The sequence below is a fragment of the Gemmiger formicilis genome, assembly GCF_016900095.1.
GTDB lineage: Bacteria > Bacillota > Clostridia > Oscillospirales > Ruminococcaceae > Gemmiger > Gemmiger formicilis_A.
This window is the reverse complement of the sequence record NZ_JACJJP010000033.1, coordinates 16,724-34,406: the sequence shown is the minus strand read 5'-3', so window position 1 is coordinate 34,406 and position 17,683 is coordinate 16,724. Positions and strand designations below refer to the sequence as shown.

The following is a 17,683-nucleotide window of genomic DNA, read 5'->3' as shown; positions in this document are numbered from 1 at the left end:
GATCCCCGAGGGCGCCACCCTCTGCACCCGGGACCACCTCTACCTGACCGACAAGGACACCCGGGTCCTGGCGGAAAAGGACGGCTGCCCGTCCATTGCCACCCACGCCTTCGGCCAGGGGCGGGGCATTTACCTGGCCGGGTTTGCCTACAGCCCAGAGAATGCCCGCCTGCTGCTCAACCTGATGCTGTGGGCCAAGGGGATGTCCCTGACCCAGACGGATTATCTCACCGACAACGCAGGATGCGAATGTGCCTGGTTCCCGGCCGCGCGGCGCCTGGCGGTGATCAACAACACCGATAACCCCCAGACCACCCGTGTCCGCACACCGGAAGGCGATGTGCAGGTGGAACTGGACCCGTTTGCCACCCGGATGATTCAACAATAAAGGAGGAGGCATATGGCCTATCTGTTTGTCAACGCCGCGCGTTCGGCAGGTACGATCAACAAGAATATCTATGGGCAGTTTTCGGAACACCTGGGCCGCTGCATTTACGGCGGTATCGCTGACCAGGACGGCAACCTGCGGGCCCCGGTGGTGGAAGCGCTGAAAAAGCTGCGCATTCCGGTACTGCGCTGGCCGGGCGGCTGTTTTGCGGATACTTACCACTGGCAGGACGGCATCGGCCCCCGCAGCGAACGCAAGACCATCATCAATACCAACTGGGGCGGTGTGACCGAAAACAACGCCTTCGGTACCCACGAATTCCTGGAACTGTGCGAGCAGCTGGGCTGTGAGGCCTATCTTTCGGGCAATGTGGGCAGCGGCACCGTGCAGGAATTCTCCGACTGGGTGGAATACTGCAACATGGCCGGGGTCTCGCCCATGGCAGATCTGCGCCGGCAAAACGGCAGGGAAAAGCCCTTCGGTGTCCGGTACTGGGGCATCGGCAACGAGGCCTGGGGCTGCGGCGGCAACATGCGGGCCGAGTATTACGCCGACCTGTGCCGTCAGTATTCTACCTATCTGCGTGCCTATGATGAAAAGCTGTCTCCGTACAAGATTGCATCCGGCGCGAATGTGGACGATTACCACTGGACCCGCACCGTGGTAGAGCGTGCAGGGCATGTGATCGATGCGGTCAGCCTGCATTACTACACCATCCCCGGTCCGGACTGGCAGCACAAGGGCAGTGCTACCGACTTTGACCGGGCGGAATACTACACCACCCTGCACAAGACCCTGCGGATGGAAGAACTGGTGGAAAATCACAGCCGTATCATCCGCCGCTTTGCCAAGGGTCGTCCCATCGGTCTGTGTGTGGACGAGTGGGGCACCTGGTACGACGTGGAACCCGGCACAAACCCCGGCTTCCTCTACCAGCAGAACAGCATGCGGGATGCGCTGGTGGCGGCCGTCAATCTGAATATCTTCAACAACCACTGCGATACGGTGGTGATGGCCAACATTGCCCAGGCCGTCAATGTGCTGCAAGCCATGCTTCTCACCGAGGGCGACAAGGTGATCATGACCCCCACCTATCATGTGTTTGCCATGTACGGCGCCCATCAGGGAGCCCGCCAGCTGGAAAGCTATGCCCAGACCCGGATGCTGGGGCAGGAGGGCGAACAGGTCCCCGAACTGCATATGTCTGCCAGCGAACAAGAGGACGGCACCGTGCTGGTCACGGTGGCAAACCTCAATGAAAGCGAGTCTGTCCCCGTCAACTGCTTGCTGGGGGATGTCACTCCCGCGATGGTCACCGCCAGCGTGCTGGTGGGTGCGCCGTCGGCCCACAATACCTTTGCACAGCCGCAGTCTGTGATTCCGGCTACACTGCCCGTAACCTGCTCCGAAACCGGATTTACGGCGGTGCTGCCGCCCTGCAGCGTGGCCGCGTTCACCGTTTGCCAGCAATGATCTTCCGGTCCGGGACCGGTAAAAATCTGAAAAATTCCGCTCTGCATTCTTGCAGGGCGGAATTTTTTGTCCATGTGGAAAAACGGAAATGCCGAGAAAAACCACGCCCCGATCCACGCCGGCATCCGCCTGCATCCGGCCATGCAAAAAGGAAAAAATGCCGGAAACCATGCCTTGAAAAGCACTCGGCAGAAAGGCCCGAAAGGATGAATCGGAGACCGTTGGCCGCAAGGAAAAACAGAAGACTTCCCCCATTGCACAAGGCCGGAAAAGCAGTCCGATTTATGACTTGTAGAGAATGTGACACTTTAGCGTATTGCCTAAACCGCGTTGACAGATTATATAAAAAGTATCCAATATAGGGCAGAAACACTCAACAATCTGTATGGTCACGCTGATGATTATTTGGCTTCAAATATATGGATAATTTATCGATAGTAAGATGAAAAACAGGTAAAAAAGATGAGATGATTTGATTATTGAAATAGCTTTGGGGGTGCCGTACAATTTGACTAAAGGCAGCGGGGAGCTCGAAGGGTGAGCGGCCCTGCACGCGGTCCCTGATTCCACAGCGCCGGCGCCGGCTGCGGCGGTGCGGAACCCATGGGAGCATACAATGAAGGAGGAACCCTCAATGGCGAAAACACTGACGGCGGACAAAGCAGCCGGTGCTCGGACCAAGCAGGAAAAACGCGCGTACGCCCAGTTGGGACACAACACCTGGCGCAAAGCGTTTTCACAGCATTATTGGTTGTATATCCTGATGATCCCGGGCATTTTGTACATGCTCATTTTTAACTATACGCCTATGGCTGGTCTGGTTATGGCGTTTGAGGACTTCAGTCCTTACAACGGCGATACCGCCATTCAGGCACTGTTCGGCAGCCCCTTTGCCGGACTGAAATATTTTGAAAAACTATTTACTGGCCCGGACTTCTGGCGCCTGCTGCGCAACACGCTGGCTATCTCGCTGGCCAACCTGATTTTTGCCTTCCCGGCACCCATCATTCTGGCCCTGCTGCTCAATGAGCTGCGCTGCAAATGGTTCAAGCGCTTCAGCCAGACCCTGGTATACATTCCCCACTTTGTGTCTATCGTGATTGTGGCGGCCCTGACCTATCAGCTGTTCTCCACCACCGACGGTGTGGCGTATCACCTGTTGGTTCAGATCTTCGGCAAGCAGAATGCCCCGGACATCATGTCCGACCCCGACCTGTTCGCCACCATGATCGTGGGGCAGAACCTGTGGAAGGAAACCGGTTACGGCACCATCATTTATCTGGCCGCTCTGTCCAGCGTGGATACCCAGCTGTATGAAGCCGCCAAGATCGACGGCGCCGGCCGCTGGCAGCTGATGTGGCACGTCACCCTGCCGGCCATCCGCGGCACCATCATCCTGATGCTGATCATGAAGGTCGGCTCTCTGCTGAACACCGGCTATGAACAGATCTTCCTGATGCAGAACGCCATGAACCGTTCGGTCTCCGACGTGTTCGATACCTACATTTACACCAAGGGCATTGTCAACGGTCAGTATTCGCTGGCTACGGCCGCCGGCCTGTTCAAGTCCATCGTCAGCATGGTCATGGTCATCGGCGCCAACAAGATTGCCAAGCTCTTCGGCGAATCCGGCCTGTACTGAGCGCAAGGAGGTATAACCATGTCCGGTATTTTACATAAACAGGACCCCAATGCCATCCGCGCAACGGGTACGCTGGAAAAGCGCACGCCGGGTGACCAGGCAGTGCAGATCATCCTGTACATTCTTATCGCCCTGATTGCGCTGCTCTGCGTGCTGCCCTTCATCTACGTGATTGCGGGCTCCTTCGCCACCGAGCAGGAACTGACCGAACGGCCTTTCTTCCTGATTCCCCACGAATTTTCCCTCAATGCCTACTCTTACATCTTGAAAGACGGCTCGGTGTTCCGCGGCCTGCGCAACTCGCTGCTGGTCACCGTGGTGGGCACCATGATCAACATGTTCGTCTCCTGCACCCTGGCGTATCCGCTGTCCCGCGGCTACCTCAAAGGCCGCAACGGCTTCATCAACATGGTCATCGTGACCATGCTGTTCTCCGGCGGCATGGTGCCCAGCTACATCCTGATCATGAACATCCTGAACCTGGGCAACACCTACTGGGCTTTGTGGCTGCCCGGCGCCATGAGTGCGTTCAACATGATCATCATCAAGAACTACTTCCAGGGGCTGCCCAACGAACTGGAAGAAGCCGCTATCATCGACGGTTCCAATGATCTGATCACCTTTGTTCGCATTATCCTGCCCCTGTCCACCCCCGTTCTGGCCTCGGTTGCCCTGTTCTACGCCGTCGGCCACTGGAACGCCTACTTCAACGCCATGATGTACATCAACGACCCCGACATGGAACTGATGACCATCGTGCTGCGCCGCATGGTCTTCCTGACCAACAAGATCACCCAGGACAGCACCTTTGACTGGGGCGCCGCCGGTATGCCGCCGGCCAAGTCCATCAAGATGGCAACCACTGTGGTGGCCACCGTGCCCATGCTGTGCATCTATCCCTTTGTTCAGAAATACTTCACCCAAGGCATTATGGTCGGTTCCGTCAAGGGCTGATCCCAAACACACGTATCCAATCACGCAGTTTTGCGTGTGATAAAGAAAAAGGAGGAAAACATCCCATGAAAAAGCAAATCGCCCTGACCCTGAGCGCCATGATGGCTGTCACCGCCCTGGCTGGCTGCGGCAGCTCCGGCAGCTCGTCCTCTGCCAGCACCGGCACGGCCACCGCCGAAGGCGCCGCCACCAGCGGCCGCCCCACCATCACCTTCATGATTCCCACCTTCTACGGCACCGAGTTCGCCAATGACAACTCCGACAAAGTCATTCAGACCTATGAAGACTACACCAACACCACCGTGGAGTGGCGTCTGGAAGCCAACGATACCTACAAGGATAAGTTCGGCCTGACCCTGATGGACAAGGACAACATGCCCATGATCCTGACTGCGTCCGGTGCGCTGGATGCCAACATCGTGGATGCTGCCAAGAAGGGCGCTTTCTGGGACCTGAGCAGCTACCTGCAGGACAGCGAAGCCTATCCCAACCTGAGCCAGGCCAATGAGAACGTTCTGAAGGGCCTGACCGTGGACGGCCAGATCATCGGCATTCCCCGTACCCGTGCCATCGGCCGTTACGGCTTTGCCTACCGCACTGACTGGGCGGAAGCCGTTGGCATCACCGAGCCGCCCAAGACCATCGAGGATGTGTACAACATGCTCTATGCCTTCACCTACGACGATCCGGACGGCAACGGCGTGGATGACACCTACGGCCTGGAACTGTGCAAGTACACCGGCCCTCTGGACGTGATCCAGACCTGGTTCGGCTGCGGCAACGAATGGGTGGAGCAGGACGGCAAGCTGGTCCCGGTCCATCAGACCGAAGAATACAAGGAAGCCCTGAAGTGGATGCGCAAGATCTATGAAGACGGTCTGGTTCGTCCCGACTGGGCAACCGTGGACACCTCCACCTGGGAGGACGGCTGCAAGAAGGGCGAGGCCGGCTGCTTCCTGGACACCATGGACGGTGCCAAGCGTATCTGGAACTACTTCACCGATAACAACGTGACCAGCGTTGTGGATCCTTCCACCACCGCCACCATGACCATGGTCGGCCCCATCGCCAAGGATGCCAGCAGCGAACCCCGCACCCTGGCCACCAGCGGCTACAACGGCTTCTACCTGATCACCAAGTCCGGCGCCAAGACCGAGGATGATCTGAAGAACTGCCTGACCTTCCTGGACAAGATGAACGACGACGCCATGCTGGAACTGGCCGACTACGGCATCGAAGGTATCAGCTATGACCTGAACGAGAACGGCAACGTGGTTCTGAACCCCGAGTATGACGCTTCCCAGCTGCCTAACTGCGGCCTGAACCAGGCTGTTGCCTACATTCCCAACATGTCCAGCACCACCCATCCGCTGGAAAAGGCACAGAGCCAGATCGAGTCTGAAGCCTGCCAGGAAGTCAATGAGCAGTACGCTGTGTTCAACCCGGCTCTGGGCTATCTGGCCAACTCCGAGATCAACGCCGAAGTCGGCACCGATATCGAGCAGATCATCGACGACGCCCGCACCCAGTACATCTGCGGCCAGATCGACGACGCCGGCCTGGAAGATGCTTCCCAGCAGTGGCTGGACCGCGGCGGTTCTCAGCTGATCGAAGAGGTCAACCAGCTGTACGCTGCCGACTCCTCCAAGTAAAAACTGAATCAGGCCGCACCCCCTGCGGCATCGGCCGGAAAGGCACCGCGGACACTCTTTCGCGGTGCCTTTTTTGTCGGTCCGGGCGCGGCAATCTTTTGCAAAATTGTACAGAAAGGCGGATCTTTCGATGAACCTTACACTATTGGCCCAGGACGCCCAGTCCACCACCGTCGGCTGGCAGACGGTGCCCGGCGCGGTCACATACGCCCTGGAATGGTCTGACCGTATGTCTGATACCGTCCGGTTCCGGGAAGCCGGCCGGACCGGGGACCTGCAGTTCCGGTTCCGGCGCTCCACCCACATTCCGTATTATCTGCGGCTGCGGGCGCTGGATAAGGACGGCCATACCCTGGAAACCAGCCCGGTTCTGACCACTCCGCTGGCCCGGGCGCTCCATCCCCAGCTGGAAGCCCTGGACCGGGGCTTGGTGGCGGTGGCAACCGAGGGCGGCGTCTTCCTGAGCTGGCGGCTGCTGCGCAGCGAGGTGAACGGCTACTGCGAGACGGGACTGACCGGCGCTGATTTTGTCCTGTACAAAAACGGGCAGCGCCTGGCTCAGGTGAGCGACAGTACCAACTATCTGGATGCCGACGGCGGGGCAGGGGACCGGTACGCCGTGGCCCCGGTGTATGCCGGCCAGGAAGGTGAGCCCTGCTGCCAGGTAAAAGTCTGGGCCGAAGGGTATTATGACCTACCGCTGCACAAGCCGGAAGGCGGCACCACCCCCGACGGCAAACCCTTCTGCTACCATGCCAACGATATGAGCGTGGGGGATGTGGACGGGGACGGCCAGCTGGAATTCTTCGTCAAGTGGGACCCGGACAATTCCCAGGATGTTTCCATCAAGGGCTATACCGGCCGCTGCCTGATCGATTGCTATAAGCTGGACGGCGCCCTGCTCTGGCGGCTGGACATGGGCCCCAATATTCGTGCCGGAGCCCATTACACCCAGTTCATGGTGTACGATTTCGACGGGGACGGCCGGGCTGAGATGGCCGTCAAGACTGCACCCGGCACCCGCATGACCCGCTACGCCCCGGATGGCACGGTGCTGTGGCAGCGGTACGTGACCATGCCCCAAAAGGATGTGGAAGCCGGATACTCCCACAGCGACAATTACGTCTGCTCCGCCGCTGATTATCGCCTGCATATGGCCGAAGTCTTTGCGGGCTGGCGGGACCACCCGGAGGTGAAGGCCGGCCACTGGCCCGACACGCTGGAGGAATGTTTCGGTATTCCCCAGCGGTACAACTATCCCCTGAGTGCCCAGGATGCCGAGGCCATGGCGGACTATTTCATCCGGGAATATGCCCCCTCCCGCAGCGAACGGAACCATCTGGAAAAATTTGAGGGTTTTATCTATTCCGGCCCGGAATACCTGACTATGTTCGCAGGGGACGGCCGGGAACTGGAAACCATCCCCTTCAAGTTCGGCCGGGTGGACGATGGCCTGCTCTGGGGTGACTACGCCATGCCCCGCATCGAACCCTGCAACCGGGTGGACCGCTTCAATTCCGGGGTGGCCTATCTGGACGGGGAACACCCCAGCCTGATCGTCTGCCGCGGCTACTACACCCGCGCCACCCTGGTGGCCTACGACTTCAAGGACGGCCATTTCACCGAGCGCTGGAGCGTGGACTCCGGTTTTGTGCCCATGGCCAATCCCTTCCGGGACACCGGCTGCCATATGGCCCAGGGCAGTGATCCGGTCTACGGTGCTCTGGCCGGTCAGGGCAACCACAGCATCTCTACAGGGGATGTGGACGGGGACGGCTGCATGGAGATCGTTTATGGCGCCGCGGTCATCGACCAGGACGGCAGCCTGCTCTATTCCAGCGAAGGGACCCTGCCTGACGGCACCCGGGCCAAGTTCGGTCATGGGGATGCCATGCACCTGGCAGACATCGACCCGGACAGCCCCGGCCTGGACCTGTTCAACGTCTACGAGGGGGCGGAGAACGCGCCCTACGGCTGGGCCCTGCGGGATGCGGAGACCGGCAAGGTCCGCTTCGGCGAATATGCGGAAGAGGACCTGGGCCGCTGCATGATCGGCAAGATCGACCCCCACACCCGGGGACTGCAGGTGTGGGTCAAGGACGTGTACGACTGCCGCGGCAACCGTCTGCCCTTGGAAGCTCCCAGCACCAACATGAAAATTTACTGGGCGGGGGACCTGTCCACCCAGGTCACCGACAGCCGGGATTACCTCCACGGCCCTAAGTGCGGTGCGGTGAACGATCTGACCCACGGTACCATGCTGATGCCCGAGCATACCGCCACCAACAACGGCACCAAGGGCAATCCGAGCCTGGTGGCGGATGTGTTCGGCGATTTCCGGGAAGAACTGCTGCTGCGCCTGGAGGACGATTCCGCCATCCGCATCTATACCACCACCGATCTGACCCATCATAAACTGTTCACTTTGCTCCATGACCCGCAGTACCGCTGCGGGGTGGCCTGGCAGAACAACTGCTACAACCAGCCGGGCTATCCCTCCTTCTACTATGCCGGCGATATGGACTTCGCCAACGTCCTGCCTCAGCTGAAGGCCCGGCCCACCGTCTACCTGGCGGCGGATTCCACGGTGCAGAGCTATTCCGAAGCCGAAGCCCCCCAGACCGGCTGGGGCCAGCAGCTCTGGCGGTGCATGACCGGGGCAGCCCTGTGCCGGGAGGACACCCGGCCCGGCTGTTCCTTCCCCCAGGAACGCCGGTATCATCTGCCCGGCATCACGGTGGACAACTGCGCCATGGCGGGCCGAAGCAGCCGCTCCTTCCGGGAGGAAGGTCGTCTGGCGGACATTGAAGACTGCCTGAAACCCGGGGATTATCTGGTGGTGCAGTTCGGCCACAACGACGCCAACCGGGAAAAGCCGGAGCGCTATGTACCTGTGGAAAAGTTCGGTGCATCGCTGCAGCCCTATCTGGACGCCGCCAACCGCCACGGGGCAACCTGCATCTTTGTTTCCCCGGTGGCCATGCGCATCTTTGACGAAAACGGCGTCTGCCACCCCAGCTTCCCCGAATACCGGGACGCTATGGCCGTCTTTGCCAAACAAAACGGCGCGGTCTGGCTGGATCTGGGGGCTGCCACGGCGGCGGCTGTCACCGCCACCGGCGCCGAACACGCCAAATCTTTGTACCTGTGGCATGGTGAAAAGCAGGATGACGCCCACCTGCAGCAGGCGGGTGCCCTGCGCTTTGCCCGTGCCTTTGCGGAGCTGGTGCTGCACAGCACCGATCCCCGCCTGGATGTTTTGAAAGCTGCCTTTGAGGAGGAATAACCCATGGCTATCGGAGATATTCTGCATCAGACACCGGTCACCACCCGTGACCCCTATACCGGCTGCACGGTCATCCGGCTCACCCAGCCGGACCATACCAGCCATCATATGTACTTTTATAACCGCATGGTGACGTCGGACAGCTCCCGGCTGCTGTACTGCGCTGAGGTGGACGGACGCCGCAACCTGTACCTGATGGACCTGGCCACCGGCGACGGCGTGCAGCTCACCGAAGGGGACGGCCTGGACGATTACGGTGCCATGATCTCGGCGGACGACAAGTCCATCTACTACCAGCAGGACCGTAAGGTCTGGCAGCTGGACCTGGCCACCCTGCAGCGCACCTGCCTGTACAGCGCGCCGGAGGGCTGGGACTGCGGCAACTGGGGCATGAGCGACGATAACCGCTACCTGGTCATGACCGAGACTCGGCGGGACACCCTGCCCGACCTGACCGGAAAGAAGGGATGGGAGTTCTTCCCTCTGACCTGCGCCGCCAAACCCCTGTGCCACATCGTCTATGTGGATACCCAGACCGGCAAGCAGCACATTGTGGTGGAGGACCGCTGCTGGTTTGGTCACGCCCAGCTGCGCCCCGGTGACCCCGACACCATCATGTTCTGCCACGAAGGCCCCTATGACATGATCGACGCCCGGCTGTGGCTGATTCAGAGCGACGGCAGCAATTACCGGTGCGCCCGTCCCCAGCCCAAAGATGTGATCATCACCCACGAATTCTGGATGCCTTCCGGGGATAAAATGGCCTATGTCTACCGCAAGGCGGACGACGGCAGCACCGAGACCATCCGGATGATGCGCCCCGAAACCCTGGAGGAAGAGCTGTTCATGCCCTGCCTGCCCTATGCCCATTTCATCTGCGACCACCAGCGCCGCTGGTTCGTGGGGGACTGCCAGGGCCAGGAAACCCCCATTCATCTGCAGACTGGCAAGGACAAGAGCCAGGAAGTGCGCAACGATTTCATCTACCTGGTGGACATTGCCAACAAAAAGGAGATCCCCCTGTGCTATCACGGCACCAGCTGGACCACCATCCACGGTACGCCCCAGGATGCCCATCCCCATCCCTGCTTTACCCCGGACGGCACCGGTGTGGTGTTTACCTCCGATAAGGAAGGCAAACCCTGTGTCTACCTGGCCAAGACGGCGGACGTCACCGAAAAAGGAGAGTGAATCCCATGGAATTGCCGAAACTGAAAAATATTTATATCTGTTTCCCCGGCGGGCGGCACAAGGTGCTGACCATGAGCTTTGATGACGGACGTCTGGAAGACCGCCGCCTGGTGGAACTGTTCAACCGCTACGGGGTGCGGGGTACCTTCAACCTGAACGCCGGCCTGTTGTGGGAGGACCGTGTTCCCCCCAGCGAGTGGCGGGAGCTGTACCGGGGTCATGAGGTGGCCTGCCACACCTGTTTGCATCCCACCATTGCCCGCAGCCCCATCGATCAGGTGGCCCGGCAGATTCTGGAAGACCGCCTGGGCCTGGAATCGGTGATGGGGTATCCGGTGCGGGGGCTGGCTTATCCCAACGGCAGCTGGACCCCGGAAATTGCGGCCATGCTGCCCTCCCTGGGCATCCGGTATGCCCGGGTGGTGGGGGATACCCATGACTTTGCCATTCCCAACGATTTCATGACCTGGAAATCCACCTGCCACCACACCCACCAGCTGCTGGAAGACGGAAAACGGTTTGCGGCGTTGTTCAAAACCCAGTACCTGTATATGATGTATGTGTGGGGCCACAGCTTTGAGTTTACCTGTGAGGACGACTGGGCCCAGATGGAACGATTCTGCGATATGGTGGCCGGCAAGGACGATACCTGGTACGCCACCAACATCCAGATCGTGGACTATCTGGAGGATGCCCGGCGCCTGCAGTTTACGGTGGCGGCAGATATGGTGCACAACCCGGCGGCACAGTCGGTGTGGATTGAGGTGGACGGCGACCGCCTGGAAATTCCCGGCGGTGCCACCGTGCGGTTGTAATATGAAATGACTTGATTCTCGTCAAGAAAAATCGTATCATTAAAAATGGCACGACGGCTGCCGTGTCTTCTCTTATCCATTCTGGCCGAAGATGTCCGGGGCGGCAGGACACCGGCCATTGTGCACCGTTAGCCGCAACAAGGGAGGAAACTTGTGGAAACCCGGAAACCTACAAATAACCAGACTGTGAAGGAAAAACAGCGCAGCCGATATGAAACGCTGATCTTCAACCGCCTGGTCTTGCTGGTGGCCATTCCGCTGCTGATCGGCGGCCTTTTGTCCGGCCTGTTGTACTACCGCGGCGAAACCACCCGCGGCCATGCCAAACTGGGAGAGGTAACCGCCAGCGCGGCGGTGCGTATGACCAGTGCCTTTGATGCGCTGCGCAAGTATTACCTGGCTGCCTTGCGGAATTCCAGCTTTACCTGGATGGAAAGCTGTGTGGAAATTCCCTACAGCCGGTACAGCAACCTGCGGGATGCCCAGGAGCTGCTGCGGGGCGGTGACTATGTGGACACCTATGTGGCGGGGTATGAGTATATCAATCTTCGCTACGGCTGGGTGCTGAGCAATGTGGGCATGTTTCCCCTGGCGCGCATGAAAAACCAGGAAGAAATTCAAAACTTTATTCAGGCACAGCGGGACCAGGCGGCAACACTGTATTGGGTCAACCAGACGGGCGCCGAAGTGCGGGGCACCTCCAGCATGTACCTGGATGTATCCGGGCGCTGCCTGGTGGCGCGCATCACTTCGGTGAAGGACGGCCTGGTGGGGTTGCTGATGATCCATCTGGATATGGAGTGGCTGTCCGATATGGCGGCGGAGTGGAAGCCCCTTGGCTATGATGTGGCCTTGTTGGACGCCAACCGTGATCCCATCACAGCCACCGATGCCCAGCTGGCCGAGGCGCTGTCCACAACGCGGAATGTGGACGACGGCGAACTGCGTATCCCCGGCAGTTTTGGCAGCTATCTGATTCAGGGCCAGTCCATCAACTTCAACGGCATCACCTGTTACGTGGCCTACAACGAAAAACAGAATCTTGGTTCTGTTGTAACAGCGCTGTGGATTTCGCTGCTGATTCTTCTGGTTACCCTGGTGGTACTGCTGGTCTGCCGCTGGAACAGTGCTTTCCTGTACCGTCCCATCCGGGAACTGTTGGATCAGGCCAACGGTGTGTTTGGCCAGAGGGAACAGGATCAGGATGAATTTGACTATCTGACATCCGGCGTGACCCGGGCTGCCCAGAACCAGAAGGATATGCAGAAACTGGTGCAGGCCCAGCGCCGCCAGCTGGAACAGCAGTTCCTTCTGCATATTCTGCGCAGCGAGGCCACTCTGGACGCCATCCACAATACCATGCAGGAATTCAACATCCAGCCCTTCGGGGTCTACCGGCTGCTGGTGCTGAACATCGTCTTTGAAAAGAAGATGACCGGTTCGGTGCGGGAGGCCGTTGCCCAGACGGTGACGCAGCATCTGCCCGTGGAAATCAGCCGGTACCTGTTCTTCTGCCCGGTGGCGGTGGACGCCACGGTGGTCATGGTGGTGGGCGGCGACAACGAAGAAGCACTGAACACAAACGTGGAAACCGTCTACAAAGGGGCGGCCAAGCTGGTCAGTGCCTGGCTTGGGTTCCGGTGTGTGGGCGGTGTGAGCCGTATGTTCGACAACCCGGAGCAGATTGCCTCGGCCTGGCACGAAGCGCGCGAGGCGCTGCGTAGCCGGGAAGCCTCTGCGGAAGAAGGGCCGCGCAAGCTGGTCTTCTACACGCCCACCGAGGACAACCATACCGAACACAGCTACGACACCCTGCTGGAAAACGAGATCGTGGCAGCACTGACCTCCTGCAACCATCGGGAAACCGAACGCCTGATCGGTGTGTTCATTGACCGGCTGGAAGAAAAGGGGATACGCGGGTATGAGCGGATGTTTTATCTGCAGCGCCTGGTCAGTACCTTGCTCATGGTGGCGGAAAACGCAGGTCTTTCGGTGAGCAAGATTCTGGCTGACCACAGCGACAGCCTGTTTGCCGAAATCAGCCGGATCTACAGCAAAGAAAAGATGAAAGCCTTTTTGATGGAAGAGGTGGCCGTGCCAGTGATGGATATGCTTGCCAATTTCCGCCGGGACAACACCAGTGAACTGGTCAAAAACGTGATTGCCCTGATCAAACAGACCAACGGCGATTTGTCCCTGAACGAGTGTGCCGAGCGGTTGAATTATTCGGCCAGCTATATCTGGAAGGTGCTGAAAAACGAGCGCAACACCAATTTCAGCGACCTGGTCGTGTCTCAAAAACTGGAAATGGCCAAGGAACTGCTGCTCACCACCGATATGTCGGTGGCGCAGGTGGCCGAAACCCTGCACTATTCCAATGTACAGAACTTTATCCGGTTCTTCAGCCGGGAAGTGGGGATGACGCCGGGCAAGTACAAACGTGAATACCAGACCGGCAAAAACAAACCCTGAACAGTATAGCAAGCAAAGCGGCCCCCGACAGATTCGTCGGGGGCCGCTTTGCTGATGGGGAAAAGGGTAGGGGAGAGCCGCAATCCACCGGCATGGTCTTGCCTAGTTGCTCCCAAACCCTGTATAATGCAGACAGAGAAAACAAACCCGAAGGAGAAAACTGTATGGTTCGTGAAATTTGCCGGGAACAATCTTTTCTGGCCCAAAAAGCGGAGCCGGCCACCCCGGCAGACCTGCCCGTGGCCGTGGATCTTTTGGAAACCCTGGAGCACCACAAAGACGGCTGTGTGGGGATGGCGGCCAATATGATCGGCGTCAACAAGCGGATCATCGCTTTTGACAATGACGGCCATTATATGGTCATGTTCAACCCCGAAATCCTGCGGAAATCCGGACCCTATGAAACCGAGGAAGGCTGTCTGTCCCTGACCGGCGTGCGGCCGACCAAGAGGTGGAAGACCATCAAGGTTCAATGGCAGAACGAAAACTTTCAGTCCCGTGTTAAGAACTTCAGCGGCTGGACCGCCCAGATCATCCAGCACGAGATCGACCACTGTGAGGGCATCCTTATCTGAGGGAAAACGCTTATGAAAAAATGCAGGATCACCGTCATGCGCATCACCGTCTATCAGGACCTGATGGCGCAGTACGAAAACCCCCTTTCCCATGCCTGCGATCTGTACCAGGGGCAGGTATTCATCGCTAACGGCTGGGAAAAGCCGGAAGGACTCTGCCAGAGCGCCTGGGATACCCTGTCTCCCTTTGTGCTGGCCTTGAGCCATGGGGCCGAAAACTTTTACGAAGGCTGGATGAAAAATCCCAGATCTGCCATGCTTTCCTGCAACGACGGGTTCCGGCCGGTCAGTTTTCTGGTGGAAGCTTTGGATGAAGATGCAGAATAAGGAGAATTCGTATGTTTGAAAATAAAGTGGCCGTTGTCACCGGCGGCGCCAACGGCATCGGCAGGGCCATTGCCGAAGAATTCCGGAAAGAAGGTGCCCGGGTGTGTATCATCGACCTGCAGCCCAACAGTTACTATGTGGGAGACCTGGCCGACCAGACAGTTCTGGAAGATTTTTCCCGCAAAGTCGTTGCGGAATACGGTCATGTGGATTACCTGATCAACAACGCCCTGCCCTTGATGAAGGGGCTGGATGCCTGCACCTATGAGGAATTCAACTACGCTCTGCGGGTGGGGGTTACGGCGCCGTTCTACCTCACCAAACTGTTCACGCCGCATTTTGCCCCCGAGGCAGCCATTGTGAATATCTCTTCTTCCCGGGACAGGATGAGCCAACCCCAGACCGAAAGCTACACCGCAGCCAAGGGCGGCATTTCGGCCCTGACCCATGCCCTGGCCGTAAGCCTGGCAGGCAAGGTGCGGGTGAACTCCATCTCTCCCGGCTGGATCGATACCCAATATACTGTCTATAAGGGCCCCGACGCCACCCAGCAGCCGGCGGGCCGGGTTGGCAATCCCCTGGACATTGCCAATATGGTGCTGTATCTTTGCTCGGAAAAAGCCGGGTTCATCACCGGGGAGAACATCTGCATCGACGGCGGCATGACCCGCCAGATGATTTACCACAACGATTTTGGGTGGACCTTGCAGGGGGGCGATGCCCGATGAAGCTTGTCATTCTCTCCGACACCCACGGCCTGCTGCGTCCCCAGGTGAAGGAATACCTGAAAACCGCCGATGCCATCCTCCATGGCGGCGACATCAACAAGCAGAGTATTGTGGATGAATTGCGGCAGTACGCGCCCCTGTATGTTGTGCGCGGCAACAACGACAAAGAATGGGCTGAGACCATCCCCCACGACCTTACCGTCACCCTGGAGGGGCTGACCTTTTACATGGTACACAACAAAAAGGAACTTCCGGCGGACATGACCGGTGTGGATGTGGTGGTCTTCGGTCACTCGCACAAATACCTGCAGGAGGAGAGGGAAGGGCGGCTTTGGCTCAATCCCGGCTCCTGCGGTCCCCGCCGATTCCATCAGGAAATCACCATGATGATGGCCCGGGTGGAAAACGGAAGGATACAAGTGGAAAAAATCAGCATCCCGCATGAAACATTGCCGGAAAATCGCGCGTGAAAAAGGCCCTGACTGTTTATGACAGTTCAGGGCTCTTTTTGCTGGAACCGTAGAAAAACATTCCCGCAAAGTCAAACATGACAGACAGTTGTCCGGTTGCTATGGTATAATACAGACAAAAGAACAAAGGCGGTGGTTTCCATGAAAATGGATCGGCTGATCGGCATTTTGTCTATCCTTCTTCAGCGAAAACAGGTCACCGCACCGGAACTGGCGGAGCAGTTCGAAGTGTCCCGCCGCACCATCCAGCGGGATATTGAAGCCCTCTGTCGGGCAGGCATCCCCATCACCACCGCACAGGGTGCTGGCGGCGGGATCTCCATCATGGAGGGATACCGGGTGGACCGCACAGTGCTCACTGCCCCGGAGATGCAGGCCATTCTGGCGGGGCTGCGCAGTCTGGACAGTGTCAGCGGCACCCGGCGCTATGCTCAGCTCATGGAAAAGCTGTCCGCTGGAAACAGCCCCCTGATATCCGGCGGCACCCACATGCTCATTGATTTGTCCTCGTGGTACAAAAGCAGCCTTGCCCCTAAAATCGAGGCCATACAGAATGCCATGGAGCAGCACCACCTTGTACATTTCACTTACGACGCGCCCAAGGGCACATCGGTGCGCAGCGTGGAGCCCTATTATCTGGTCTTTCATTGGTCCACATGGTATCTGTGGGGCTGGTGTCAAACCCGGCAGGACTTCCGCCTGTTCAAGCTCAACCGCATGACAAACCTTTCTGCCGGAGATCCCTTTACACCACGCCCAGCCCCTTTGCCGGATCTGGACCCGGAGCGGATTTATCCCGCCCAATATCAGGTGTGTGTTCGTTTTGCCCCGGCCTGCCGTTGGCGGCTGGTGGAAGAATACGGTGCAGACAGCTTTGCCGTACAGCCGGACGGCTCCTTGCTTTTCCGCCGGGGTTTCCCGGATGCAGACAGTGTAATCAGCTGGATTCTCACCTTTGGAGACGGCGCTGAGCTGCTGGAGCCTGCCGAGTTGCGGGAACAGCTGGGGGCTCTTGTCAGGCGGCTGGCCCAGCGCTATGAGAAACGGAGGTAGCGATGGCATCCCATCCTGATTACGTGGAGTATGTGGTGGAACAGCTGCGCGGTGCCGGAAGCGTCCGTGCCCGCAAAATGTTCGGAGAATACGGCCTGTTCTGCGACGGGACCTTCTTCGCCGTCATCTGCGATGACCAGTTGTTTATCAAAATTACACCACAGGGAGAAATGGCCTTTCCCGGCCTGCCGAAAGCCCCATCTCATGAAGGAGCCAGCGATTCTTTTGTGATAGAGGACGTGGACGACCCCACCATGGCGGTGGAATTGACCCGCATCACCTGTGAAGCGCTGCGCAAAGCGGCATCCCAAAAGCGGAGGAAATGAGTATGGCATTCGACTACAAGAAAGAATACAAGGAATTTTATCTGCCGCCCAAAACGCCGGGTATCGTCACGGTGCCTGCCATGAACTTTCTGGCGGTGCGCGGACATGGCAATCCCAACGAGGAAAACGGTGCCTACAAACAGGCTATCGGCCTTTTGTATGCGGTAGCCGCGTTTGTGCTGCCAGGTGTGGAGCAGATGGAGAATGACCTGCTGCATCTGCTGCGTGGTGTAGTGCTTGGGAAAATACCGCTGCACGTCCTCCTGATTGAGGAAGAACTTCTGCCGCTGGTTGGGCTTTTCCTCGGTGAGCAGGTGATGCAGGTATTCCC

Annotated in this window: 16 protein-coding genes and 1 pseudogene; all 17 read left to right on the top strand. The window is 58.5% G+C overall.

Annotation, left to right across the window (positions count from 1 at the left end):
* On the top strand, positions 1–388 hold a 388-nt coding region (locus tag H6B15_RS13085; protein WP_275951007.1), incomplete at its 5' end, for a 1,3-beta-galactosyl-N-acetylhexosamine phosphorylase C-terminal domain-containing protein.
* A 12-nt stretch (positions 389–400) separates the two neighbouring features.
* Complete coding sequence (locus H6B15_RS13080; RefSeq protein ID WP_204648451.1) at positions 401–1,861, top strand: alpha-N-arabinofuranosidase; 1,461 nt, start codon at positions 401–403, stop codon at positions 1,859–1,861.
* A gap of 66 nt (positions 1,862–1,927) precedes the next feature.
* A complete protein-coding gene (locus tag H6B15_RS13075) occupies positions 1,928–2,071 on the top strand; it encodes a hypothetical protein (RefSeq protein WP_204648450.1) in 144 nt (47 codons plus the stop codon).
* A 424-nt stretch (positions 2,072–2,495) separates the two neighbouring features.
* On the top strand, positions 2,496–3,503 hold the full coding sequence (locus H6B15_RS13070; RefSeq protein WP_204648449.1) for an ABC transporter permease: 1,008 nt from the start codon (positions 2,496–2,498) through the stop codon (positions 3,501–3,503).
* Between the two features lie 18 nt (positions 3,504–3,521).
* Positions 3,522–4,457: a carbohydrate ABC transporter permease gene (locus tag H6B15_RS13065; RefSeq protein WP_204648448.1), complete on the top strand. Its 936-nt coding sequence runs from the start codon at positions 3,522–3,524 to the stop codon at positions 4,455–4,457.
* Positions 4,458–4,522: 65 nt separating this feature from the next.
* Positions 4,523–6,109, top strand: coding sequence for an extracellular solute-binding protein (locus H6B15_RS13060; protein ID WP_204648447.1), 1,587 nt, complete (start codon positions 4,523–4,525; stop codon positions 6,107–6,109).
* A gap of 130 nt (positions 6,110–6,239) precedes the next feature.
* The gene (locus H6B15_RS13055) at positions 6,240–9,395 is read left to right on the top strand and encodes a hypothetical protein (protein WP_204648446.1); all 3,156 of its coding nucleotides are present in this window, start codon (positions 6,240–6,242) and stop codon (positions 9,393–9,395) included.
* A 3-nt stretch (positions 9,396–9,398) separates the two neighbouring features.
* Positions 9,399–10,586 (top strand): oligogalacturonate lyase family protein, encoded by a 1,188-nt coding sequence (locus H6B15_RS13050; RefSeq protein WP_204648445.1) that lies wholly within the window; start codon positions 9,399–9,401, stop codon positions 10,584–10,586.
* A 5-nt stretch (positions 10,587–10,591) separates the two neighbouring features.
* The gene (locus H6B15_RS13045; RefSeq protein WP_204648444.1) at positions 10,592–11,401 is read left to right on the top strand and encodes a polysaccharide deacetylase family protein; all 810 of its coding nucleotides are present in this window, start codon (positions 10,592–10,594) and stop codon (positions 11,399–11,401) included.
* Between the two features lie 186 nt (positions 11,402–11,587).
* Positions 11,588–13,873 (top strand): helix-turn-helix domain-containing protein, encoded by a 2,286-nt coding sequence (locus H6B15_RS15805; protein ID WP_204648443.1) that lies wholly within the window; start codon positions 11,588–11,590, stop codon positions 13,871–13,873.
* 164 nt (positions 13,874–14,037) lie between these two features.
* Positions 14,038–14,448, top strand: a complete 411-nt coding sequence (locus H6B15_RS13035; RefSeq protein WP_204648442.1) for a peptide deformylase — start codon at positions 14,038–14,040, stop codon at positions 14,446–14,448.
* 12 nt (positions 14,449–14,460) lie between these two features.
* Complete coding sequence (locus H6B15_RS13030) at positions 14,461–14,775, top strand: TIGR04076 family protein (protein WP_204648441.1); 315 nt, start codon at positions 14,461–14,463, stop codon at positions 14,773–14,775.
* Between the two features lie 11 nt (positions 14,776–14,786).
* Positions 14,787–15,503, top strand: coding sequence for an SDR family oxidoreductase (locus H6B15_RS13025; protein ID WP_204648440.1), 717 nt, complete (start codon positions 14,787–14,789; stop codon positions 15,501–15,503).
* Complete coding sequence (locus H6B15_RS13020; RefSeq protein WP_204648439.1) at positions 15,500–15,973, top strand: metallophosphoesterase family protein; 474 nt, start codon at positions 15,500–15,502, stop codon at positions 15,971–15,973. The genes H6B15_RS13025 and H6B15_RS13020 overlap by 4 nt, the downstream gene beginning before the upstream one ends.
* A 141-nt stretch (positions 15,974–16,114) precedes the next feature.
* On the top strand, positions 16,115–17,026 hold the full coding sequence (locus H6B15_RS13015; protein ID WP_204648438.1) for a helix-turn-helix transcriptional regulator: 912 nt from the start codon (positions 16,115–16,117) through the stop codon (positions 17,024–17,026).
* 2 nt (positions 17,027–17,028) lie between these two features.
* Positions 17,029–17,352: a TfoX/Sxy family protein gene (locus tag H6B15_RS13010; RefSeq protein WP_204648437.1), complete on the top strand. Its 324-nt coding sequence runs from the start codon at positions 17,029–17,031 to the stop codon at positions 17,350–17,352.
* A gap of 2 nt (positions 17,353–17,354) precedes the next feature.
* Positions 17,355–17,522: pseudogene (locus tag H6B15_RS15600) on the top strand (GyrI-like domain-containing protein); the annotation flags it as partial.
* Between the last annotated feature and the right edge of the window lie 161 nt (positions 17,523–17,683).

Bases quoted from the DNA above. Each gene is read 5' to 3' on its own strand.
- H6B15_RS13080 (WP_204648451.1), top strand. From the start codon at position 401: ATGGCCTATCTGTTTGTCAACGCCGCGCGTTCGGCAGGTACGATCAAC.
- H6B15_RS13070 (WP_204648449.1), top strand. From the start codon at position 2,496: ATGGCGAAAACACTGACGGCGGACAAAGCAGCCGGTGCTCGGACCAAG.
- H6B15_RS13065 (WP_204648448.1), top strand. From the start codon at position 3,522: ATGTCCGGTATTTTACATAAACAGGACCCCAATGCCATCCGCGCAACG.
- H6B15_RS13060 (WP_204648447.1), top strand. From the start codon at position 4,523: ATGAAAAAGCAAATCGCCCTGACCCTGAGCGCCATGATGGCTGTCACC.
- H6B15_RS13055 (WP_204648446.1), top strand. From the start codon at position 6,240: ATGAACCTTACACTATTGGCCCAGGACGCCCAGTCCACCACCGTCGGC.
- H6B15_RS13050 (WP_204648445.1), top strand. From the start codon at position 9,399: ATGGCTATCGGAGATATTCTGCATCAGACACCGGTCACCACCCGTGAC.
- H6B15_RS13045 (WP_204648444.1), top strand. From the start codon at position 10,592: ATGGAATTGCCGAAACTGAAAAATATTTATATCTGTTTCCCCGGCGGG.
- H6B15_RS13035 (WP_204648442.1), top strand. From the start codon at position 14,038: ATGGTTCGTGAAATTTGCCGGGAACAATCTTTTCTGGCCCAAAAAGCG.
- H6B15_RS13030 (WP_204648441.1), top strand. From the start codon at position 14,461: ATGAAAAAATGCAGGATCACCGTCATGCGCATCACCGTCTATCAGGAC.
- H6B15_RS13025 (WP_204648440.1), top strand. From the start codon at position 14,787: ATGTTTGAAAATAAAGTGGCCGTTGTCACCGGCGGCGCCAACGGCATC.
- H6B15_RS13020 (WP_204648439.1), top strand. From the start codon at position 15,500: ATGAAGCTTGTCATTCTCTCCGACACCCACGGCCTGCTGCGTCCCCAG.
- H6B15_RS13015 (WP_204648438.1), top strand. From the start codon at position 16,115: ATGAAAATGGATCGGCTGATCGGCATTTTGTCTATCCTTCTTCAGCGA.
- H6B15_RS13010 (WP_204648437.1), top strand. From the start codon at position 17,029: ATGGCATCCCATCCTGATTACGTGGAGTATGTGGTGGAACAGCTGCGC.